The 22,275-nt window shown below is 46.5% G+C and carries 20 protein-coding genes; 15 read left to right on the top strand and 5 right to left on the bottom strand.

Annotated features, from left to right (window positions below; all coding sequences use genetic code 11):
* Nucleotides 1-5 precede the first annotated feature (5 nt).
* The 4 genes from AC2CGA_RS08860 to ftsX all read left to right on the top strand — a co-directional run bounded on the left by AC2CGA_RS08860 (nucleotide 6) and on the right by ftsX (nucleotide 3,019).
* Nucleotides 6-854: a YitT family protein gene (locus AC2CGA_RS08860; RefSeq protein WP_058906389.1), complete on the top strand. Its 849-nt coding sequence runs from the start codon at nucleotides 6-8 to the stop codon at nucleotides 852-854.
* Nucleotides 855-889: 35 nt separating this feature from the next.
* On the top strand, nucleotides 890-1,231 hold the full coding sequence (gene cccB, locus AC2CGA_RS08855) for a cytochrome c551 (RefSeq protein ID WP_003151417.1): 342 nt from the start codon (nucleotides 890-892) through the stop codon (nucleotides 1,229-1,231).
* A gap of 218 nt (nucleotides 1,232-1,449) precedes the next feature.
* On the top strand, nucleotides 1,450-2,136 hold the full coding sequence (gene ftsE / locus AC2CGA_RS08850) for a cell division ATP-binding protein FtsE (RefSeq protein ID WP_003151418.1): 687 nt from the start codon (nucleotides 1,450-1,452) through the stop codon (nucleotides 2,134-2,136).
* Entirely contained in the window at nucleotides 2,129-3,019 is an 891-nt protein-coding gene (ftsX, locus tag AC2CGA_RS08845) for a permease-like cell division protein FtsX (protein ID WP_013353766.1), read from the top strand. Before ftsE ends, ftsX begins: the two co-directional genes overlap by 8 nt.
* A gap of 44 nt (nucleotides 3,020-3,063) precedes the next feature.
* On the opposite strand, the gene AC2CGA_RS08840 is transcribed toward ftsX, so the two are convergent.
* Nucleotides 3,064-4,470: a right-handed parallel beta-helix repeat-containing protein gene (locus AC2CGA_RS08840; RefSeq protein WP_060387190.1), complete on the bottom strand. Its 1,407-nt coding sequence runs from the start codon at nucleotides 4,468-4,470 to the stop codon at nucleotides 3,064-3,066.
* Nucleotides 4,471-4,676: 206 nt separating this feature from the next.
* Between AC2CGA_RS08840 and ctpB the strand changes: the two genes are divergently transcribed.
* The 4 genes from ctpB to AC2CGA_RS08820 all read left to right on the top strand — a co-directional run bounded on the left by ctpB (nucleotide 4,677) and on the right by AC2CGA_RS08820 (nucleotide 9,390).
* Nucleotides 4,677-6,038 (top strand): carboxy-terminal processing protease CtpB, encoded by a 1,362-nt coding sequence (gene ctpB / locus AC2CGA_RS08835; protein ID WP_370880548.1) that lies wholly within the window; start codon nucleotides 4,677-4,679, stop codon nucleotides 6,036-6,038.
* A 372-nt stretch (nucleotides 6,039-6,410) separates the two neighbouring features.
* Nucleotides 6,411-6,764, top strand: a complete 354-nt coding sequence (swrA, locus tag AC2CGA_RS08830) for a swarming motility protein SwrAA (protein ID WP_014305920.1) — start codon at nucleotides 6,411-6,413, stop codon at nucleotides 6,762-6,764.
* Nucleotides 6,765-6,838: 74 nt separating this feature from the next.
* Nucleotides 6,839-8,029 (top strand): cell division topological determinant MinJ, encoded by a 1,191-nt coding sequence (gene minJ / locus AC2CGA_RS08825; RefSeq protein WP_003151426.1) that lies wholly within the window; start codon nucleotides 6,839-6,841, stop codon nucleotides 8,027-8,029.
* Nucleotides 8,030-8,319: 290 nt separating this feature from the next.
* A complete protein-coding gene (locus AC2CGA_RS08820; RefSeq protein WP_046560102.1) occupies nucleotides 8,320-9,390 on the top strand; it encodes a DUF3810 domain-containing protein in 1,071 nt (356 codons plus the stop codon).
* Nucleotides 9,391-9,681: 291 nt separating this feature from the next.
* Here the strand turns inward: AC2CGA_RS08820 and AC2CGA_RS08815 are convergent, their stop codons facing one another.
* The 3 genes from AC2CGA_RS08815 to AC2CGA_RS08805 all read right to left on the bottom strand — a co-directional run bounded on the left by AC2CGA_RS08815 (nucleotide 9,682) and on the right by AC2CGA_RS08805 (nucleotide 14,188).
* Nucleotides 9,682-11,019: an MFS transporter gene (locus AC2CGA_RS08815; RefSeq protein WP_003151435.1), complete on the bottom strand. Its 1,338-nt coding sequence runs from the start codon at nucleotides 11,017-11,019 to the stop codon at nucleotides 9,682-9,684.
* Complete coding sequence (locus tag AC2CGA_RS08810) at nucleotides 10,992-11,615, bottom strand: TetR/AcrR family transcriptional regulator (protein WP_046560099.1); 624 nt, start codon at nucleotides 11,613-11,615, stop codon at nucleotides 10,992-10,994. The genes AC2CGA_RS08815 and AC2CGA_RS08810 overlap by 28 nt, the downstream gene beginning before the upstream one ends.
* A 71-nt stretch (nucleotides 11,616-11,686) precedes the next feature.
* Nucleotides 11,687-14,188, bottom strand: coding sequence for a PEP/pyruvate-binding domain-containing protein (locus tag AC2CGA_RS08805; protein WP_484480171.1), 2,502 nt, complete (start codon nucleotides 14,186-14,188; stop codon nucleotides 11,687-11,689).
* A gap of 300 nt (nucleotides 14,189-14,488) precedes the next feature.
* On the opposite strand from AC2CGA_RS08805, the gene AC2CGA_RS08800 reads away from it, so the two are divergent.
* The 3 genes from AC2CGA_RS08800 to uvrA all read left to right on the top strand — a co-directional run bounded on the left by AC2CGA_RS08800 (nucleotide 14,489) and on the right by uvrA (nucleotide 19,767).
* Nucleotides 14,489-14,725 (top strand): CsbA family protein, encoded by a 237-nt coding sequence (locus tag AC2CGA_RS08800; protein WP_003151438.1) that lies wholly within the window; start codon nucleotides 14,489-14,491, stop codon nucleotides 14,723-14,725.
* A 175-nt stretch (nucleotides 14,726-14,900) separates the two neighbouring features.
* On the top strand, nucleotides 14,901-16,886 hold the full coding sequence (uvrB, locus tag AC2CGA_RS08795) for an excinuclease ABC subunit UvrB (RefSeq protein WP_003151439.1): 1,986 nt from the start codon (nucleotides 14,901-14,903) through the stop codon (nucleotides 16,884-16,886).
* 7 nt (nucleotides 16,887-16,893) lie between these two features.
* A complete protein-coding gene (gene uvrA, locus AC2CGA_RS08790) occupies nucleotides 16,894-19,767 on the top strand; it encodes an excinuclease ABC subunit UvrA (RefSeq protein WP_003151441.1) in 2,874 nt (957 codons plus the stop codon).
* Between the two features lie 48 nt (nucleotides 19,768-19,815).
* Here uvrA and AC2CGA_RS08785 read toward each other — a convergent pair whose 3' ends face one another.
* Nucleotides 19,816-20,055, bottom strand: a complete 240-nt coding sequence (locus tag AC2CGA_RS08785) for a hypothetical protein (protein WP_003151443.1) — start codon at nucleotides 20,053-20,055, stop codon at nucleotides 19,816-19,818.
* 198 nt (nucleotides 20,056-20,253) lie between these two features.
* Here AC2CGA_RS08785 and AC2CGA_RS08780 point away from each other — a divergent pair, with 198 nt between their 5' ends.
* The 4 genes from AC2CGA_RS08780 to AC2CGA_RS08765 are packed head-to-tail and all read left to right on the top strand — an operon-like array spanning nucleotide 20,254 to nucleotide 22,261.
* On the top strand, nucleotides 20,254-20,580 hold the full coding sequence (locus AC2CGA_RS08780; protein WP_003151444.1) for a hypothetical protein: 327 nt from the start codon (nucleotides 20,254-20,256) through the stop codon (nucleotides 20,578-20,580).
* Nucleotides 20,581-20,604: 24 nt separating this feature from the next.
* A complete protein-coding gene (locus tag AC2CGA_RS08775) occupies nucleotides 20,605-21,702 on the top strand; it encodes a DUF4097 family beta strand repeat-containing protein (RefSeq protein ID WP_003151446.1) in 1,098 nt (365 codons plus the stop codon).
* Between the two features lie 4 nt (nucleotides 21,703-21,706).
* Entirely contained in the window at nucleotides 21,707-21,901 is a 195-nt protein-coding gene (locus tag AC2CGA_RS08770; protein ID WP_003151448.1) for a PspC domain-containing protein, read from the top strand.
* Nucleotides 21,902-22,261, top strand: a complete 360-nt coding sequence (locus AC2CGA_RS08765) for a phage holin family protein (RefSeq protein WP_014418984.1) — start codon at nucleotides 21,902-21,904, stop codon at nucleotides 22,259-22,261.
* Nucleotides 22,262-22,275: the final 14 nt, after the last annotated feature.

Raw genomic sequence — 22,275 nt, 5'->3', positions numbered from 1 at the left:
TTTGCATGGATGTGAATCACAATAAGCCGCTCCGTCTGATCAAAGATTACATATATATCATGATCGGCGCGGCGATTACGGGGGTCGTGTTTAACGTATTTTTGCTGCCGAACCGTATAGCAGCGGGGGGAGTAAGCGGGATCAGCACCATTTTAGAAACGTTTGGTTTTGAACCGGCTTATGTGCAGTGGATTATTAACATCCCTTTGTTTATCGCCGGAGTGATCATTCTCGGCGGGAAGTTCGGAATGAAGACACTGGTCGGTTCCATCGTTCTGCCGCTTGCCGTCTTTTTAACAAGAGATCTGCCTGCCGCGACGACCCATGAACTGCTGGCGGCGATTTTCGGAGGCGTCGGGATCGGAACGGGAATCGGCATCGTGTATCTCGGCAAAGGCTCCACGGGGGGAACGGCTCTGGCGGCGCAGATCATTCACAAATACACGGGGCTGTCGCTGGGAACGTGCCTTGCCATCATGGACGGATTAATTGTGCTGAGCGCGATGCTCGTTTTCGGAGTGGAGCAGGGACTGTATGCGATGCTCGGGGTATTTATTTCAAGCAAAACGATTGATGTCGTGCAGGTCGGGTTCAACCGCTCCAAAATGGCTTTAATCATTACGCAGCATGAAGAAGCCGTCAGATCAGCTGTGTTTAAAGAAATCGACAGGGGTGTGACGAAGATTTCCGCAGTCGGCGGGTATACGGAACATGACCGGCCGATCTTAATGTGTGTCGTCGGTCAGACCGAATTCACAAAACTGAAACAAATCGTCAAACAAATTGATGAGTCAGCCTTTGTCATTGTCGCAGACGCAAGCGAGGTGCTCGGCGAGGGTTTCAAACGCGCGTAAACGAGGTTATAATAGCGAAGGGGTGCATCTTACATATGAAATCAAAATGGGCGCTGCTGGCGCTGGTTCTGACCATGTCCGTCCTGCTGGCGGCATGCGGCGGATCCAATGAATCGAAAAAAGAAAGCTCTGACAGCTCAGGCGGATCAAAAGCATCTGCGTCAGCGGGTGAAGAACTTTATCAGCAAAGCTGTATCGGCTGTCACGGTAAAGACCTAGAAGGCGGCGGAGGTCCGAATTTACAGGAAGTCGGCGGGAAGTATGATGAAGCTAAAATTGAAAGCATCATTAAAAACGGACGCGGCAATATGCCGAGCCATCTTGTAAATGATGAGGAAGCCGCGAAGATCGCAAAATGGCTGTCACAGAAAAAATAACAGAAAAACCTTGCCTGTTATAGGGGCAAGGTTTTTTCTCGGTCTGGGAATGAAAAGAAACTGTAATAGTAATATGTCTAAATTTGACGTATAATGAAGTGTACTGAGGAAAAGGAACTTTCAGATTTTTCATCTGTTTCCTGACAAATCGGCCATAAACCGCTGTACGTTTGCGAACTCTATGGCTGCAAGACATAAATAAAAGATTAGGTGATTTCATGATAGAGATGAAAGAAGTATATAAATCCTATCCGAACGGTGTAAAAGCGATTAACGGGCTGTCAGTCATGATTCATCCCGGGGAATTTGTATATGTCGTAGGACCGAGCGGAGCCGGTAAATCTACTTTTATTAAAATGATTTACAGAGAAGAAAAACCGACAAAAGGGCAAATATTGATTAATCATAAAGATCTCGCGGCTGTGAAAGAAAAAGAGATTCCTTTCGTGCGGCGTAAAATAGGTGTTGTTTTCCAGGATTTCAAACTCCTTCCGAAATTGACGGTATTTGAAAACGTAGCGTTTGCGCTTGAGGTTATCGGAGAGCAGCAGTCGGTCATTAAAAAACGCGTGCTCGAAGTGCTCGATCTTGTGCAGCTGAAGCATAAAGCGCGGCAGTTTCCCGACCAGCTTTCCGGAGGAGAACAGCAGCGTGTTTCCATCGCAAGATCCATCGTCAACAATCCTGACGTCGTGATAGCTGACGAACCGACGGGCAACCTTGATCCGGTAACATCATGGGAAGTGATGAAGACGCTGGAAGAGATTAATAACCGCGGAACGACCGTCGTGATGGCGACACACAATAAAGAAATAGTAAACACCATGAAGAAACGGGTCATCGCGATCGAAGACGGAATTATTGTGCGTGATGAGTCAAGAGGGGAGTATGGTTCTTATGATTAAAATTCTCGGGCGCCATTTGCGTGAGAGTTTTAAATCTCTCGGAAGAAACACGTGGATGACATTTGCATCCATCAGTGCCGTTACCGTTACATTGATTTTGGTCGGCGTGTTTTTAGTCATTATGCTGAATTTAAACAACATGGCTAAAAATGCTGAAAAAGAAGTGGAAATTAAAGTATTAATCGATCTGACGTCAAATAAGAAAACGCAGGATACGCTGCAGAATGAGATTAAAGACATCTCAGGAATCCAAAGCGTAGAGTTTTCATCTAAAGATAAAGAGCTTGATCAATTGGTCAAAAGCTTCGGCGACAGCGGAAAGGCCATGAAAATGCAAGATCAGGAAAACCCGCTGAACAACGCGTTTATCGTCAAAACGACAGATCCGCATGATACGCCGAAAGTCGCGAAAAAAATTGAGAAGCTTGATCATGTGTATAAAGTAACATACGGGAAAGAAGAAGTCAGCCGTCTGTTTAAGATCGTCGGGGTGTCACGCAACATCGGGATTGCGTTAATCATCGGCCTTCTGTTCACGGCGATGTTCTTAATTTCGAATACGATTAAAATCACGATTTTCGCCAGAAGAAAAGAGATTGAAATCATGAAGCTTGTCGGCGCGACAAACTGGTTTATCCGCTGGCCGTTCTTCCTGGAAGGACTGCTGCTGGGGGTATTCGGTTCTGTCATACCGATCGCTCTCGTACTGAGTACGTACCAGTCGATGGTCGCTTGGGTGGCCCCGAAAGTTCAGGGATCATTTGTTTCACTTCTGCCGTACAGTCCGTTTGTGTTTCAAGTATCACTTGTGCTCATTCTGATCGGCGCGGTGATCGGAGTATGGGGAAGTCTGACTTCCATCCGGAAATTCCTTCGTGTATAAAAAAAAGCCAGTCTGATACAGACTGGCTTTTTTTAATGGTTTCGTTACTGAATGACGGGCAGGGCCGGTGATCCGGGCTTTAATGTAAAGTCATAAGACGATTCGTCACGGTACATCGGGTCCGCATAAATGGAATCCGAATCGTTTGCCGTTCCTTTTCGGTACGCTGTGAATGAATCATATTCTCTGTTCTTCCAATTCCAGATGCCGTCTTTTCCCGCTTCTTTGTGATAGACGTTATGATTAACGGTATTTTCTTCGTTTTTCGTAAAATCATTTGCGATAAAAATCCGTGAATCGCTTGCCGTCATGATGTTTTTTTCGATCGTGTTCCCTTTTGTGCCGTACTGCAGGAGCAGCTGGCCGCCGTCAAGGTCCTTCGTGTCATTTCGGTACATGATGTTGTGAGCGATCACCGAATTGATGGTGCCGCCGCGTTTCGTGTCATAGCCTCCGATTGAAATACCGGTGTATGCATTGCCGTACACCTTGTTATCCGTAATCCGGATATCTCGTGCGTATTTCCCTTTATGCTCAGAGGTGGCTTCAATCCCAAGGTCATTGTTGTAAACGGTGTTTTTCTTAATGTCCACATGTTCTGCGCCGTCAACGTAAATACCGCCCGCTGAATATTCATCTCCGTAAGCGGGATTTCCGTAAGAAGAGTTATGGCTCACCGTATTGTTTTCAATGACGCCGTTTCGCGCATAGTCGTTTTGCTTGGACGTTCCTTCGTATCCGATCACGTCAATCCCGATATTGTTATTGTCCCGGATGGTATTGCCGGCAATCTTAAATCCGTCGACATTCCCGTTCAGCACGACCGCTTCGCTTGCGCCGAGCGTCAGTTTTTCAACCGTATTATTTGTAATGCTGACATCCTTCATGGCACCTGTGCCGTAAAATGCGATGCCGTGTGCATTTCCTTCATCAGCCGTGGTTTTAATGTTCCGGATATGGTTGCCGTCAATGTTGATATGACTGCTTGATCCGGTGACGCAGATCCCCATGGCCGTCGCATCTTCTGATGATACGGAGAGATTCTCAAGCGTAACGCCGTGAATGGTAATGTACTGTTTATTGCGGATTTGGATTAACGGAGTTTCAGAATCGCTTTTTGGCGCAGATTTGCCGCTGATTGAGACATGCTCATTCTGATAGTTCCGAAATGTAATCGGCTTTTCGGCCGTGCCGCTGTGCTTTACTTCAAACGTTTCATCATATGTCCCTTCCCGAATCAATACGGTTGTCCCGGCCTCTGCCTTTTCAGCCGCATGTTTTAATGTGCGGAACGGCTTTTCTTTCGTTCCTTCATTTTGGTCGCTGCCTGCGGGAGAAACATACAAGGCGTCCGTCTGCGCTTTCTCATTGGCCTCTGTTTTTGGCCAGACAAAGGCGGTAATGCCTGCGGCCAGAACCGCCGCGGATAAAATCGATAATTTTATTTTCATATCGCATTCTCCTGTATATTTAATGAATTGCATACAAAATATTATACGTTACCCATATATATGAAACAATCTCGCATTTTCATTTTTTTGTTGCCGTTACATGAATTCTTTGCAATTTACACATACTATCTCCAGGTTTTCGTAAAAGGACTAAGAGGAGGTAAACGATGAAGCAGAAAATGATCGCAGTGATAGCGGCCCTAAGCATGATGTGCGGCGGAGCCCATATTGCCGGGGCGGCACAGCCGAATTCATCAGACGCAGAAAGAACCCGGGCAATGGAAAAAATCGAAAAAGCATATGAGCTGATCTCGAACGAATACGTGGAAAATGTAGATAAAGAAAAGCTTCTTGAAGGAGCGATTCAGGGGATGCTGTCTACATTAAACGACCCTTATTCCGTTTATATGGACAAGCAGACCGCTAAGCAATTTTCCGATTCTCTTGATTCTTCTTTCGAAGGGATCGGAGCTGAAGTCGGTATGAAAGACAATAAAATCATTATCGTATCACCGTTTAAGCAATCTCCGGCAGAAAAAGCGGGCCTCAAGCCGAATGATGAAATCATCAGTATAAACGGCGTGTCAATGAACGGGAAAGATTTAAACGAAGCCGTGCTGAAAATCAGAGGAAAAAAAGGATCGAAGGTTTCTATTAAAATACAGCGTCCGGGTACTGAAAAACAGCTGTCATTCCGGATTAAAAGAGCGGAAATCCCGCTTGAAACCGTATTTGCTTCCCGCAAAGAATCAGGCGGTCATCATGTCGGCTACATCGGCATATCGACATTTTCCGAGCATACCGCCGAGGACTTCGCCGCGGCGCTGAAAAAGCTTGAAAAACAAGGGATTGACGGTCTCGTCCTTGATGTAAGGGGGAATCCCGGCGGCTACCTTCAAAGCGTCGAACAAATTTTAAAGCATTTCATCACAAAAGACATGCCGTATATCCAAATTGCGGAGCGTAACGGCGATAAAAAACAATATTTCTCAACCTTAAAACATAAGAAGCCGTATCCCGTCAATGTTATAACAGATAAAGGAAGCGCCTCCGCTTCAGAAATTCTTGCGGGCGCGTTAAAAGAAGCGGGACATTATGACGTTGTCGGCGACACTTCTTTCGGTAAAGGAACGGTTCAGCAGGCCGTGCCTATGGGAGACGGGAGCAACATTAAATTGACGCTTTACAAATGGCTGACACCGAAGGGCAATTGGATTCACAAAAAAGGCATTGCTCCGACAATCGCTGTGAGCCAGCCGGATTATTTTGCGGCGGGACCGCTTCAGCTGAAACAGCCGCTTCAGCCTGATATGAACAGCGCGGATGTCAAGCACGCCCAAATCCTGCTGAAAGGCCTAGGCTTTGACCCGGGCAGAGCAGACGGCTATTTCAGCAAAACAATGAAAAAAGCCGTTCTGGCGTTTCAAGACCGGTACAAGCTTGATAAAACAGCGGTCATTGATAAAAAGACAGCGGAAAAAATGAATCAGCTGATGAATGAAAAGAAATCTGACGAAAAAAATGATTTGCAGCTGCAAATGGCGTTAAAATCATTATTTGTAAAATAAATGAAAAGGAGGCGTTTTTTGCGTCTCCTGTTTCTTTTGTCATTCATAAAAAGTGAACCAAAAGACATATAATTATGACGGTTTTGACAAGATATTAAAAAAATTTTCACATTTAAACATTTATAAAGGACAAACATTACCCGATATTTATAGAGAAGAGAGACTTTATGCCGATTTAATATGTATTCAAAATGAAACTTTTGAAAGTTGCCTCAGTCAGTTTTAGTTCTTACAATAAAAGAAGGTTCTAATAGAGAACAGTTTTAGTTTGGCAGCTGCATTTCAGTATCGAAAGCAGAAGTGTTTGCGGCGCTTCAGCACGGCAGCTGTAATCACCCGTGCTTATCTGGATAAAAAAATGGGGGTTCACAATTGAAGAGGGCAAGTATTGTGCGTGAAAAAAAATATTATGAATTAGTGGAACAACTAAAAGACAGAACAAAAGACGTCACATTTTCATCAACAAAAGCACTAAGTCTTCTTATGCTGTTCAGCAGATACCTGGTCAATTACACAAATGTTGAATGCGTTCACGAAATCAATGAAGAGTGTGCGAAGCATTATTTCACTTACTTAATGAAAAACCATAAACGTTTAGGAATCAATCTGACGGATATTAAGCGGTCCATGCTTCTGATCAGCGGCGTGATCGAGGTGGAGGTTGACCACTATCTGAAAGATTTCTCTCTCTCAAATGTAACGCTGTGGATGACGGAAGAGAGATAGACGTTTGAGATATTCAAGCCAATGATTATTTGGTAGAATAGAATTAAAATGTTTGGCTTGAGGCGGTGAAAGCAGTGTCTGTTCAATGGGGAATTGAACTTCTGAAAAGTATCGGTCTGTTTTTTTTGCACCCGATGTTCTGGTTTTTTATCATCATAAGTCTCGCATGCGGATATTTGCGGATCAAACGTGAACGCCATACGTTTCATACAAAAATCGCGGATATGTATGACGAGCTTATCTTTACATACATAAAAGGACTTATACCGGGTATTCTTCTCTCCATATTATTTTTTGGACTGGGAATTTCGATTCCATTCGGTCTTCTCGGCATAATCGCGGCTGTGACTGCTTTGCTTTCGCTGACGTTCCGTATGAATTGGCTGTCCTCAGCTTATATTGTCAGCGCCGGCATGTTCATTGCGTTTATCCTTCAGTATACCCACACAGTGCCGTTTGCGGATCGGTTTCCGCAGGCATTCGGTGTGAATTGGGCATCGGCGGCCGTGTTTATGGGCCTTTTGATTATCACGGAGGGAGCGGCTGCCTGCCGTTCAGCGCATCTGAAAACATCTCCGGCGCTTGTCGTCAGCAGCAGAGGCCTGCCCATCGGCCGACAATTGGCGAATCGCGCATGGCTGCTTCCGCTTTTCTTATTGGTGCCGGGCAGCGGGCTTGAGTCACACCTTTCTTGGTGGCCTGTCTTTACCGTACCGGGCGGCTCTTTCCATTTGATCTGGATTCCTTATATCGCCGGCTTCGGACAGCGTGTGCAGGGGTCACTTCCGGAAGTCAGCATAAGGATAACGGCGAAACGCGTCATGATTCTCGGGGTTATCGTGACCGCATTCGGGGCAGCTGCCCTTTGGTGGACTCCGCTTGCCGGAGCTGCCGCTTGTATTGCGGTGCTCGGACGCCTGTTTTTATCATTGAGACAGCGGCTGAACGATAACGCGGCTCCGTTTTATTTCTCTAAGCGGGATCAGGGCTTAATGGTGCTCGGCATCATTCCGAATACACCCGCGGACGATCTTGAGCTGAAGATCGGTGAGATTATTACGAAAGTAAACGGCATCCCCGTGAAACATGTATCGGATTTTTATGAAGCACTTCAAAAGAACCGCGCATTTGTAAAAATGGAGATCATCGGCCTGAACGGTGAGATCCGTTTTGATCAGCGCGCGTCCTATGAAGGCGAACATCATGAATTAGGTATTTTATTCGTGCAGGATGAACACGAGCACGAAGAAATGACAGCATTATAATGTGATTTTTCATAATTATTCGGAATAGTTTCAAGAACTCCTAAACTAGATTTCAAAATCAGTTAGAAAGTAAAACAGCTAAGAAAATTATATTTTCTTAGCTGTTTTATTTTGAAATAATAAAAAAATAAATGAAGGAGAGGTATGGCTTATTGGAAAGGTTATTGCTAACTCCAAAACCTTTAGAAGATGAATCTTTAGCGGGATATATATTAAGAATAACTGATTATAATGGTTATGTTGGATAGGGGGAGTACATTATAAAAAAGCTTTTACTTAAGAGATTACCGTTGATTTCACTTGGAGTTATAGCTTACATACTGACAAAATACGCGCAGAACCATCAGGATTGGGCGGAAAAATACAGTAGGTCTGTATATCCGTTATTGTCAAAAATAGTAGGATTTGTACCTTCTTGGGTCAAGTTTTCTGTTAGTGAATGGCTCGTCGTGTTGGTTGTGTTACTTTTTTTATTTTATATCGTTTATTATGTGCGCAAGGTTATCATGAGTAAAGGTGTACGTAGGATGGTAGTTTATCGTGGTGCTCTAGGAATAGTTACGATCTGTAGCGTGATATATTTTTGTTATACTATTTTGGGTGGAATAAACTATTACAGATATTCTTTTTTGTCTTATACCGAATATAAAGAAGAGAACTACAGCAAGGAGGAACTGGTCAAATTGAGTAAGTCGCTTGCCGTTGAAATGGAATTGGCAAGGGAAAAGTTAGCGGACACTGATCTTTTGGCTCAAGTACCAGAGGTTTTTGATTATTATGCACAACACGCAGTGTTCTCGATGCAAATGTTATCAAAGGAATATCCTATTTTGGAGCATTCTTTATACTCAACACCAAAACCAGTTGTGATGTCAAAGCTAATGTCGCATGCAGGGATAAATGGTATCTTTGTCCCTTTTACTTATGAATCCAATATCAATGTTAATGTGCCCGTTTTCTTGGTGCCTGCTACTATGGCACATGAATTGGCACATCAGAGTGGTTTCATGCATGAGGATGAGGCAAATTTTATAGCATATCTGGCATGTAAGCAGCAGGATGATCCAATGATACTTTACAGTGGTTTTTTTCTAGCATTTGTTTATTCTATATCTGAGCTAAAGAAAGTGGATCCAGATCAGGCGTCTGATATAATGTCCAGTCTGTCCAAGGCGGTGCAGCATGATATAGAACAAAATGAGCAGTACCGGGATAAGTATGAGGGTGTTATTTCAAGTATTTCAAGAAATGTAAATGATGTATATCTGAAGGCAAATAATCAGACAGACGGTTTGAATAGCTATAGTGATATGGTGAATTTGTTGCTGGCAGAGCAGCGAGAGATAGAGAAGTACAACTAAATGTATCTTGAATACTTATAGGTTTATATAGTAATGATAGTGGGCTCAAGTTGAACATAGGAGTGAGTGAAATAAATAAAATAAAAGACGGCGGCCGGGCTTTTTACGGCCGGATTACGATGTCAGCGCCGAACTTGATCGGAACTCTCAGCCATTTACATTCCCCTTTTCTCTTGTAAATCAAAAGATTCTTATAGAGCAAACGGCATTGCGGTGACACTTTGAGAGAGAAAATGAAGAAGGAAAACTAGAAAAGGTTCCGGAAAGCTGATGCTTACGGAACCTTTTTCGTTATGCCGAATGGCTTTTTTTCGTCTGAACGGTTTCCCCGGACTTAATTCCAAGCGATACGAACAAGCCGATCACAGAAACTCCGATCAATATGATAAACAGAATATGAAACCCGGAGATTAAACCGATCAGTGCTGAAGAAATAATGCTTCCGAAATAACGGAAGGTGGAGAAAATCCCGGATGCGATGCCGGACATGCCCGGTTCTACCGTCGCAAGAGAAGATACCTGCATGCTCGTCAGCCCCGCACCTGACGCGATGCCTCCTACAATAAGCGATGCCATAAGAAACGGAACGGAATGGGAATAAACCAAAAGCAGAAATAAGAGATTGGCTGCGGCCATCAGCCCGAAGGACAGAAAAATCATTCTTCGCGCGCCCCATTTCTGATGCAGCTGAGCTCCGCCCCAGTTGCTGGCGGACATGAAAACAGAAAAGACTGACAGCGCCATGCCGCTGTGCGACGTGTTCATGCTGAAGTGGCCGGTCATAAAGAGCGGCATAATCAATAACACGGCGTACATCATTAAATTACTTAACAGAACCGACAGATTGGCGCTCGTAAAGGTCGTGTTTTTAAATAGATCAAAATCAATAATCGGATGTTTCGTGCGCAGCTCCCGCCTGAAAAATAGCGGAACCAATACGAGAATGAGCAGCGCGTACACCCAATAGCCCAAAGAGCTTTCATTTTTCGTCAGAAGAATAATAGATACAATGCTTCCGGCAAGCAAAACGGACCCGATGATATCAAGCGGAGCGTCAGACGTTTCTTCTTTATATTTAGGAAACATCATTAATGCCGTCACGAGTGCGATCGCAAGAAACGGAATGTTGACCCAAAAGATTGAATGCCAGCTGAAGCTCTCAATTAATAGAGAGCCGATAAACGGACCGAGAGCTGCGCCCAGCCCGGCGCCGAGGCCGAAAAAGCCGAATACTTTCGGAAGCCGTTTTTCAGACACGACATGGCGGATGATGGCGATGCTGTTTGGCGTAAGCAAAGCGCCGCCGGCAGCCTGAAGCGCCCGGAAGAAAATCAATAAGAAAAGACTTGGCGAGAGGGCGCACCCCAATGATGCGATGAGAAAAAGGCCGACGCCCCATAAATACATTTTTTTGTTACCGTACATATCACCGAGTTTGCCGGCAATGGGCTGTGTCACTGCCATCACGATTAAGTACACGGTCACTACCCATGTGATGCTGGCAATTGATTCGCTGAATGAGCGGGAAATGGATGAAAGGGCGACTGCGATCATCGTAGAATTGATGGGAACGAGTATGGCTCCCAGCAAAAGCGAAACGATCAGCGCCCATTCTTTCTTTGAACCCATCCTTCATCCTCCTTGGAGCCGGAAAATGACCGGCCGGTAATGCCTTTCATGAAAATCTCAGTGCTGTGTTTCAGCATCGTTTCCTCAGAGAGAGTAATGACTCTTTTCCCCAGCTGCAGCCGGTGTATAAAATAACCGAAAATCATCGTCATAAAGACGTCTGCATTAGCTTCTTCGCTGCCGGGGCTTATCATATTTTTCTTTGTCAGCTCCTTAAAGTAAACGATTAAATGCTTTTTCACGGATTGAGGATATACGACAATATCCTGCAGGACGTCCTCGAATAGTTCCGGTTCGCGCAGGCAGATGCGGAACACTTCTTTTTTTTGTTCCAATTGCTGCAGAAGGGTCGTGGCGAAATGAAGAAGATCCTCATACAGATCGCCTTCCGCCTTGGTGATTATGCTTTCCGGAACCGGCGCCTGCTGTTCAATCATGGCTTTCATTAATCCTTGTTTGTTTTTAAAATTACGGAAAATCGTTGCTTCGCTTACTTTTGCTTTTTCTGCGATTTCTTTTGTTGTCGCTGCGCGGTATCCTTTTTGGATGATCAGATTCATCGCGGCGTCAATAATTCTCTTGTTCGTCGTTCTCAACATGTTTCACCTCGCGTAAATACTGGCAGGACAAGTATACACCCGCCCTGCCCGTCAATAAAGAGGGAAACCTAGCATGAAGCGCGTTTGACAATCGTAATCTTGCCGTTTGTCCCGTCTACCGTGACGATATCTCCGTCGTTGAGCCTGTCAGTCGCGGCACGTGTGCCGAGAACGGCCGGGAGCCCGTATTCTCTCGCGATGATCGCCGCATGTGACAGGATGCCGCCCGTGTCCGTAATGACGGCCTTTGCATTCTGGAACAGACTGGTCCAAAGCGGTGTCGTCATTTTGCAGACAAGCACGTCTCCTGTTGAAAAACGGGAAAATTCACTTGCGTCACGAATGACTTTCACCGGTCCGCTTGCGATTCCGCTTGACGCTGCAAGTCCGTAAATTTGATGTTCAGTGTTTTTTTCATCTTCTGTGATGGAGCCGGTAATCTGTTCAGCCGTTTTCAGCTGTTCCGAAGTCGGAGTCCCGAGATAAGCGGGGGCTTCAAGCAATTGATATTGCTGGAAGAGCCGTTTTCGTTCAGCGGCTTTTTCCTGCATCGGAACCGGCGACGCCAGCGCTTTCTCGACTTCATCGCTGTATAAGTACCACATATCCTCCCGATCATCGATTACGCCTTGTTTTTGAAGCAGCTCGCCGATTTTCAGAAGGCAAAGGCGCGCTTTGGCGTCCAGCATCGCATCAATATAAAAATGGTGATCATCTTTGATGACGGATGAAGACAATGTCCACTGATAATAGCGGTCAAACGTCTCCCGGAAGCCGTCATCTTCAATTCTATCCATAAAGTCGGCGTAGAGCTGTTTTCGTTTTTCTATCGTTTTATGAAACTCACTGTCAAAATCGTATCCGTTTCGGACATAGTTCTGAATGTTGGCCAAAGCGAAATAAGGGTTTTCCGCCCAAGTTTCTTCAATGAGATCATGACTTTTCACGGATCTCCAGCCGTATTCCTGTAAAAATTCGCCGACTTGTTCGAGAAAGCGTTTTCCCTCATTTGATTGCAGAAGCGTCTGATGCAGCTCATCGGCATGAGAAACCGTAAAGACGCGCCGCAGCTCAGGGCTGTCTTTTACTTGTCCGGAAAGCAGCCAGAGCTGTCTGTCGGTCTCCAATGACTTATTCATGACGCCGGCCAGCATTTCATACAGAAGGGAGGTGTTTTCTTTCTCAACCTGTCCGTACATAGATTCCAGTATCATGTTTAACGCAACCTGCGGAAAGACAATATTGAAATGTTCTGCGTATCCTTTTAAATAGAAGTCTTGCAGGTTTCGGAACGCATCAATGGCAGTCTCCGGCGTATGGTCTGTATGCGCCAGTTCGTCCAGCTTTTGATAAAAAGGCAGAAAGGTTTCCTGAATAATATCGTACATGCGGTCAGCCAAGACGGGGAAAAGCGCTTCTAACTGTTCTGCGGGCAGCTTGTCGTCCGTCTTATGCTGTCTGGAAAAAACATGGCCCTGATGAAGTTTGACACGCTCAATCTCGATGCCCATCACAGGGAAGGTCTTCGTGCTCTCTTTGAGGCCGTATTCCAAAGCCGGCACAATGAGTGAAGCGAATAACGGGCTGACGGGACCTTCTATATTGGACTCCATATTGAGCCAAAAATCTTTCTGATCCCGGGGCGTCATGATAAATTCCCGTTCTTCGTCTGCCGCTTTCTGATCCTGCGCGATCGTTGTAATCGGTCTGGCCTGAAGCAGATACAGCTTATTTTCGGCAAATCCGAATTCGAGATCCACGGGATAACCGTACAGTTCTTCCGTCTTTATCGTCAGCATGGCAAGCTCTTTGACGCTCTCGTCATCAAGGCAGAAGCGGTTTCTCATGTCAGCGGACGTCTCTTTTTCCGTCACGCCTTCGTCTTTAGAGACGATATACATTTCTTTTAAGCCGATTTCTTTTTCAATCTGAAATGTGTCTTTATTGACGATAAATGTGTCGGGCGTCACGCTGCCGGAGACGATTGCTTCTCCGAGGCCGTAGCTCGCGCTGATCATCAGTTCTCCGTCATCATGTGTGACGGGGTTGCGGCTGAAAATGACCCCTGAAACCTCGGAATTGATCAGACCTTGCACGACAACGCCCATTAACGGTTCTGCGGTGTCATTGTTCATTTTCTCTTTATAACCGCTGACCCGCGCCGAGAAGAAGGAAGCCCAGCACTCTTTCACTTTTCCGAGAAACTCTTCTTCAGTTTTGATATTTAAATAGGTTTCGTACTGGCCCGCGAAAGAAGCGCCTTCAAGATCTTCGGACGCGGAGGAGGAACGTACGGCGACAGAGGCGTATGATTCTCTCAATTCATAAAACGACGCTGTCAGTTCCTCCCGAAGCTCTTTTGAAAACGTGCCGTTCATAATGGCGCGCTCCATCTGTTCCTGATCTGCTTGAAGCCCGTTGTCTTCCATAAAACGTGTCAGGGCATTCGTCTGAATGATAAAACCGCCGGGAACGGGCAGCCCGTTTTTCGTCAGTTTAATCAGGTTCATTCCTTTTGCTCCTGCAGAGCGGCTCGATTCTTCCGCTTTTTGAAATCGCACTGAATACATGCGGTATGACCCCCTTTTTTTCTTCATCCAAGAAAATGATAGTAAACACTATCATTACATTGTAAAGAGGGAGGAAGAAACTGTCAAAGATACAAAGACCTAAACCTTCTCATCCTTTCGGCTGAAGAAAGGTAATTCGATTCATCTGGTTAATGGTTCAATGGATTTATATTCACATTTTCTTTGACAGATGATTGAAGACTGCCGAAAAAGGGTATTGTGATAGCAGGGGAACGATTGTCCGATTCTTCATTTTTTACTATAATCAGATGAGATGAAGAATTCCCGAGGAGGGTTTTTGTGATTACAAAAGCCGTTTTTGCATTATGTTTCCCTTTTATGCTGGTCGTCCTTTTTACGCGCGTCACGTTTAACCACTATGTGGCGATCGCTCTCACAGCCGCACTGCTTTTCGCATCCTATTTAAAGGGTTACACCGAAACGTATTTTATCGTTGGATTGGATGTCGTATCGCTGGTGGCCGGAGGGCTGTACATGGCCAAAAAAGAAGCAGACAAAAAGAAAGACAATGCCTGACATGGTGAATATGAAATAGAATGCCTGCTTTTACGCCATAAAAGCAGGTTTTTTATACAAAAATTGACTTGGTAAAAATAAACCATCGAACTTTAGTTCGTATTTTTAGTGATTTTGCCCGTCATTGTGTTACTATATCAATAGGAAGATTTCGTAAAGAAACGGAGGCTTTTTTGTGAAAGATCGTTTTGAGTTAGTCTCGAAATATCAGCCCCAGGGAGATCAGCCGCAAGCGATTGAGAAGCTTGTCAAAGGCATACAGGAAGGCAGAAAACACCAGACTCTCCTGGGTGCGACAGGGACGGGCAAAACCTTTACCGTGTCCAATCTGATTAAAGAAGTGAACAAACCGACACTGGTCATTGCCCATAACAAAACCCTTGCCGGACAGCTGTACAGCGAGTTTAAGGAGTTTTTCCCGAACAACGCTGTCGAATATTTTGTCAGCTATTACGATTACTATCAGCCGGAGGCATACGTGCCTCAAACGGATACTTTTATAGAGAAAGACGCAAGCATTAATGATGAAATTGATAAGCTGAGACACTCCGCGACATCCTCTCTGTTTGAACGGAGAGATGTCATCATTATCGCGAGTGTGTCATGCATATACGGCCTCGGTTCGCCTGAAGAATACCGGGAAATGGTCGTGTCGCTCAGACCGGAAATGGAGATTGAGCGGAACGAGCTGCTGAGAAAGCTTGTGGATATCCAGTATGCCCGCAATGATATCGACTTTCAGCGCGGGACGTTCCGCGTGCGCGGAGACGTTGTGGAAATCTTTCCGGCTTCCCGTGACGAACATTGTATCAGAGTGGAATTTTTCGGAGACGAAATTGAGCGGATCAGGGAGGTCGACGCTTTGACCGGAGAAATTCTCGGCGACCGTGACCATGTCGCGATTTTCCCGGCTTCCCACTTCGTCACCCGGGCGGAAAAGATGGAAAAAGCGATTCTGAATATTGAACAGGAGCTTGAGGAGCGCTTGAAAGTGATGCACGAAAACGGCAAGCTCCTTGAAGCGCAGCGGCTTGAGCAGCGGACGAGGTATGATCTTGAAATGATGCGGGAAATGGGTTTTTGCTCAGGGATCGAGAACTATTCAAGACATTTGACGCTCCGTCCGCCGGGCTCTACGCCGTATACGCTGCTTGATTATTTTCCGGACGATTTTATGATTGTCGTTGATGAATCACATGTGACGATTCCGCAGGTGCGCGGCATGTTCAACGGTGACCAGGCGAGAAAACAGGTGCTTGTCGATCACGGGTTCCGCCTCCCGTCAGCGCTTGACAACCGTCCGCTCCGATTCGAGGAATTTGAAAAGCATATGCACAATATCGTGTACGTGTCGGCGACTCCGGGACCGTATGAAATTGAGCATACGCCGGAAATGATCGAGCAGATCATCAGACCGACGGGACTCCTCGATCCCCTCATTGACGTCCGTCCGATCGAAGGACAGATTGATGATCTGATCGGCGAGATTCAGGCGAGGATTGAACGGAATGAACGCGTTCTCGTGACGACTTTAACGAAAAAAATGTCAGAGGATCTGACCGATTATCTCAAGGAAATCGGCATCAAGGTCAATTATCTGCATTCCGAGATTAAGACGCTTGAACGGATTGAAATCATCCGTGACCTCCGCCTCGGAAAACATGATGTGTTAATCGGCATCAACCTGCTGAGGGAAGGGCTTGATATTCCGGAAGTGTCACTTGTCGCCATTCTCGATGCGGATAAAGAAGGCTTCCTCCGTTCTGAACGTTCGCTGATTCAGACGATCGGACGGGCGGCACGAAACGCGGAAGGCCGCGTCATCATGTATGCCGATAAAATCACGAATTCGATGGAGATCGCAATTAATGAAACGAAGCGCCGACGGGAACAGCAGGAGCGCTTTAACGAAATTCACGGCATTACGCCGCAAACGATCAATAAGGAAATCCGCGATGTGATCCGCGCGACGCAGGCCGCTGAGGATAAAGAAGAATATAAAACAAAAGCCGCGCCTAAACTGGCGAAGATGACGAAGAAAGAACGCCAGAAAGTCGTTGAGCAAATGGAGCACGAAATGAAAGAAGCGGCCAGAGCGCTTGATTTCGAGCGGGCGGCAGAGCTTCGTGATTTACTGTTAGAGCTTAAAGCGGAAGGATGATGAACACATGGCAATTGACCGGATCGAGGTGAAAGGCGCAAGGGCGCACAATTTAAAAAACATTGATGTAACGATTCCCCGGGATCAGCTCGTCGTCGTGACGGGGCTGTCCGGATCGGGAAAATCATCCCTTGCCTTTGACACCATTTACGCGGAAGGACAGAGGCGGTATGTTGAATCGCTTTCTGCCTATGCGCGCCAATTTTTAGGGCAGATGGATAAGCCAGACGTTGATGCGATCGAAGGGCTTTCTCCGGCGATCAGCATTGATCAGAAAACGACGAGCCGCAATCCGCGGTCAACCGTCGGAACAGTAACGGAGATTTATGATTATCTCCGGCTCTTATACGCGAGAGTCGGGAAGCCGCACTGCCCGGAGCACGGCATTGAAATTACGTCGCAAACGATCGAACAGATGGTTGACCGGATTCTTGAATATCCGGAGCGGACGAAGCTTCAAGTGCTTGCGCCGATCATCTCAGGCAGAAAAGGCGCCCATGTCAAAGTGCTTGACCAAATCAGAAAGCAAGGTTACGTAAGGGTGCGGATTGACGGAGAAATGGCCGAGCTTTCCGACGATATTGAACTTGAAAAAAACAAAAAGCATTCCATTGAAGTGGTCATTGACCGGATTGTCGTCAAGGAAGGGGTTGCCGCCCGGCTTTCCGATTCACTGGAAACCGCGCTCCGCTTAGGGGAAGGCCGTGTCATGATAGATGTCATCGGTCAGGAAGAGCTGATGTTCAGCGAGCATCACGCCTGTCCGCTGTGCGGTTTTTCTATCGGGGAGCTTGAACCCCGGCTGTTTTCGTTTAACAGCCCGTTCGGCGCCTGCCCGACTTGTGACGGTCTCGGTTTGAAGCTGGAAGTGGACCCTGAGCTTGTCATTCCCAATCCTGAACTGTCATTAAAGGAACACGCCATCGCGCCGTGGACGCCGATCAGTTCACAATATTATCCGCAGCTGCTTCAGGCGGTCTGCCGCCATTACGGCATTGATATGGAGACTCCAGTCAAAGACCTGCCGAAGCATCAGCTTGATAAAGTGCTGTACGGCAGCGGCAATGAACGGATCTACTTTAAATACGAGAATGATTTCGGACAAGTGCGCGAAAATGAAATTGAATTTGAAGGTGTGCTGCGCAATATTGAGAGACGGTATAAAGAGACAAGCTCCGATTATATCCGTGAACAGATGGAGCAGTACATGTCACAGAAGCCGTGCCCGACGTGCAAAGGCTACCGGCTGAAGAAAGAAGCGCTTGCCGTTTTGGTCAACGGGCGCCACATCGGCACCATTACCGAGCTTTCCGTCGGCGATGCGCTGGAATTTTTCAAAAACCTGACGCTGTCTGAGAAAGATATGCAGATTGCCGATTTAATTTTAAGAGAGATTGTGGAGCGTCTCAGCTTTTTAGATAAAGTCGGTCTTGATTACCTGACGCTGAGCAGGGCGGCGGGAACGCTGTCAGGCGGAGAAGCCCAGCGTATCAGGCTTGCGACGCAGATCGGCTCCCGTTTGTCAGGCGTCCTGTACATTCTTGATGAGCCGTCCATCGGCCTTCACCAGCGTGACAATGACCGTCTGATCAGCGCGCTGAAAAACATGAGGGATCTCGGCAATACACTGATTGTCGTGGAGCATGATGAAGATACGATGATGGCTGCCGATTACTTGATAGATATCGGCCCGGGTGCCGGCATTCACGGCGGCCGCGTCATATCGGCGGGGACGCCTGAAGAAGTGATGAATGATGCGGATTCTCTGACCGGACGTTATTTGTCAGGGGCTCAATTCATCCCGATGCCTCCGGAGAGAAGAAAGCCTGACGGCCGGTTCATTGAAATCAAAGGCGCTTCAGAAAACAACCTGAAAAAAGCGAACGCCAAATTCCCGCTCGGCACTTTTACGGCGGTGACAGGTGTGTCCGGTTCGGGAAAAAGCACGCTTGTGAATGAAATTCTGCATAAGGCGCTTGCGCAAAAGCTTCATAAAGCCAAAGCGAAACCGGGAAGCCATAAAGAAATCAAAGGCCTTGACCATCTTGATAAGGTGATCGACATCGACCAGGCGCCGATCGGCCGGACACCGAGATCAAATCCGGCAACTTACACGGGTGTGTTTGATGATATCCGCGATGTATTCGCGCAGACAAATGAAGCAAAGGTGCGCGGCTATAAAAAAGGCCGGTTCAGTTTTAATGTAAAAGGCGGGCGCTGTGAGGCCTGCCGCGGCGACGGCATCATCAAAATTGAGATGCACTTCCTTCCTGACGTGTACGTTCCGTGTGAAGTGTGCCACGGCAAACGTTACAACCGGGAGACGCTTGAGGTCACATACAAAGGAAAAAGCATTTCCGACGTTCTGGATATGACGGTGGAAGATGCTCTGTCTTTCTTTGAAAATATCCCGAAAATCAAACGCAAGCTTCAAACGCTTGCTGATGTCGGACTTGGGTATGTGACGCTCGGCCAGCCGGCGACGACGCTGTCAGGCGGAGAAGCGCAGCGCGTCAAGCTCGCTTCCGAGCTGCATAAGCGTTCCACCGGCCGGACACTGTATATTCTGGACGAACCGACAACAGGCCTCCACGTTGATGATATCGCAAGGCTTTTGGTTGTGCTTCAAAGACTCGTCGATAACGGTGATACCGTTTTGGTCATTGAACACAATCTCGATATCATTAAAACGGCGGACTACATCGTCGATCTGGGACCTGAAGGCGGAGCGGGCGGCGGCACGATCGTAGCCTCCGGAACGCCTGAAGAAGTTGTGGAAGTGAAAGAATCATATACGGGCCGCTATCTGAAACCGGTAATGGAACGCGATAAAAAACGGATGAAAACATTGCTGGCCGAAAAAGAAACGGCAGCCACGTAATAGATCAATAAAAACAGCCCAAAACTCATCGGTTTTGGGCTGTTGTTGTTACAGGCTTTTTTTCTGTTGGGGAAGCTGTCTGCTTAAATGCATTAAGTCCTGCAGAATATGGGTGCTGCTGCTGTCCAGCAGCACTTTTATATATTGGATATCATGGGAAATGGGAAGAGGGGCTGCTTTGATCTGTTCCAATTCAGCCAGCATTTCGCTGTTCATTCTTTTCTGTTCGCGAATTAAATTTCGAAGACTCTCTTCCGTTACTTGGGCGTTTTCGGGATCTTTCTCCATTTGTATGTCCTCCTTGCATACGGTCAGGCTTTGTTACATATTGTAATCGGTTCGGGGAAAAGATTCTATAGTGAAATCTCTGAAACCAAAAATTACGTATAACGAAGCATGTCCTTAGCATGAAAATGAAACCCGCTCATTCGTCATACGTATGTATAAGGAATGGTTTTTTATATCACGGCACAGGGAGTGTTTTTATTGAACCGAAATCAAGCGATTATCGCATCAATCTGTTATTTCAGCGTGTTTCTCGCGCCGCTCATTCTTCCGATTGTGGCTTACTTTGTCGTCGATGAAAAAGAGACGAAGCGGCATGCCATGCGTGCTCTGATTTCCCATATCATTCCGTTTGCGGGCTTGCTGATTGTGACCGCCGGTGTTGTCGGCGGATTGATTACGGCCCAGGGGGAGAGTATGGTGCCCGTTTTTGTTATGATAACAGGAGCAGCTGTTTATTTTCTGATCCTCATCGGAATGGTCATTTGGAATATCGTGCAGGGAATTAAGGTGTTACGCCAGGTGTAAGAAAAGTCGGGGGAGGAGTTTTGTATGAAACAGGAGAAAGAACGGATTTTAAAGCTTGTGGAAGACGGCATGCTGACGGCGCAGGAAGCACTGACGCTCATTGAAAAACTGGATCATGAATATAAAGAAAAAGAAGATCAGATCACCGCGTTATCTGCGGAGGTTCAGGAACCTGCGGAAGATTTCGAAAGCGGTGCAAAAGGAAGCCAAAAGCCGTCGCTCGGGGCGAAGCTGTTCGACTGGATTGATTCTGCCGTCAAAAAAGTGAAGGAAGCGGATCTTGATCTGAATTTCGGCCACGCACACGAAGTGCAGCATATTTTTCAATTTAAAGACAGTGAATTCTCGGCCATTGATATGCAGATCGCAAACGGCAGCGTCAATATCGTGCCGTGGGCGGATGAAGATATCAGAGCGGAGTGCCAGGCGAAAGTGTACCGGGCGGACAGTCAGGAGGCGGCGCGCACCGCATTTCTTCAGCATATTGAGTGTGAAGTGAAGGGCAATAAGTTTTTTGTCCGCACGGAAAAGAAAACGATGAAAACCAATGTTACGCTTTATGTTCCCCAGAAAGAGTACGATAAGATAAGAGTGAAGCTGTTTAACGGACCGATCAGAGGGGAACATTTACATGTAAAAGAATTCTCGGCGAAAACAACAAACGGCGTTCTGTCATTCTCTCATTTGACGGCTGAGAAAGCGTCGGCGGAAACGGCTAACGGACAAATCAAGCTGGCCGGACATCAATGCGGCGCGATTGAAGCGGAAACGATCAACGGCTTGATTGATTTGCGCGGATCGAGTGAATCCATTGACGTTCAAAGCTTTAACGGCAATATCATGCTTACCGTGACAGCGCCGCACTGCCGCTCCATCTACACGAAAACGACGACCGGAAACGTGGAGATCGCTCTGCCTGATGATTCGGCGGTGAAAGCGGAGCTCAAAAGCAATCTCGGCTCTCTCAGCCATGAGCTGATTGATGCGGAAATTTTAAAGGAAAAGAATGATACCATTCAAAAAGAACTGATGCTGGCATCAAATCAAGGCCATGATCAGCATCTCTCGATTTTCTCAGAATCGTTAACAGGAGCCATTAAGCTCAAGCATACTCAGAGGTGATTGGATGAAAAGACTTTACCGTTCAGAAAAAAACCGTAAAATCGCCGGCGTCGTCGGCGGTTTGGCGGAGTACATCAATATGGATGCGTCGCTTTTGCGCATTATAACCGTTGTATTAGCGCTTGTCACGAGCGGAATCGTGCCGATTGTATATATTATCTGGTGTTTTGTTGTACCTTTAGAAGGAGATTTGAAATAAATGATCAAATGGGCAGTCAGCATTTTAGTAAATGCTTTATTATTAATCGTTATCGCGGGATATTTTGATTCCGTCCATATCAGCAGTATCGGAGCGGCTGTCATCGCCAGTGTGATTCTTTCTGTGTTAAATGTGCTGATCAAACCGATCATCGTCATATTGACATTGCCTGTCACGGTTGTGACCCTCGGCCTCTTTCTGTTTGTCATCAACGCTATTACGTTAATGATGACCGCAGCCTTGATGGGAGACAGCTTTCAGATTGACGGGTTCGGCACCGCCATTTGGGCATCCGTCGTGCTGTCCGTTTTCCACTTGCTGATCCAAAAAGGCATATTGGAGCCGCTTAGAAAAGGATAAAAAACAAGCTGTCC

It is taken from the genome of Bacillus sp. SYZHCR11, from assembly GCF_057196865.1.
The sequence above is the reverse complement of the archived record's forward strand: the minus strand, read 5'-3'. Positions and strand labels throughout refer to the sequence as shown.